This is a genomic window from Sphingopyxis sp., from assembly GCF_051861155.1.
Taxonomy (GTDB): Bacteria; Pseudomonadota; Alphaproteobacteria; order Sphingomonadales; family Sphingomonadaceae; genus Sphingopyxis.
In genome coordinates this window covers 1-601 of record NZ_JBHYDE010000018.1, presented here as the reverse complement: position 1 = coordinate 601, position 601 = coordinate 1, and the positions used below count along the sequence as shown (strand labels likewise).

Annotated in this window: 1 pseudogene; it reads left to right on the top strand. The window is 64.1% G+C overall.

Going from position 1 to position 601, the window contains the following annotated elements:
- Positions 1-226: 226 nt before the first annotated feature.
- Positions 227-601: pseudogene (locus ACTIFP_RS17665) on the top strand (TonB-dependent receptor); the annotation flags it as partial.

Sequence of the window (601 nt, the reverse complement as noted above, 5' to 3'; positions counted from 1 at the left end):
CCCGAAGCTGCACTGGGTGACGATCCGCTGGGCGCTGTCGAAGGCGAAACCCATGGCAGCGATGCCGATGCCGGCGATTACCTGATCAAGGGCGACGAGGCGTAAGCCTATTCTCGCTCTCGGGTGACAGCCTGAAAAAGATAAGCCCCGCCGGAGCGATCTGGCGGGGCTTTTTCTTTGGCGCCAAACTGTTAGCTTCCTCGCTTCAACGGGAGGGAGACGGGCGATGCGAGTCTATCTAATCGGCGCGGCGCTGTTGGCGGTCGCGCTGCCGGCACAAGCGCAAGACAACAGCAATATCGTGGGCGAAGTGGTGGTCACGGGGCAACGTGCCTCGGCCGATTATCTTTCGGACGAACAGACCGTCGTCGGACTGCGGCGTCCCGCCGACAGCGCGATCCAGCCGGTGAAGTTCACCTCGGACTCGCGCGACGAGGCGGTCCGCAAGCGCGAGATCCACGCGATGATCGAAGCCGCGATACGCCGCGCCGAGGCTGCGGGGGTCGAACTCGTCACCGGCGAGTTCGAACTGACGAAGGTGACCGCCGCCAATTTCCGCGACCTCGTTTTTTCGGGCGGCGGCCGTCCCGACACCAGCGAA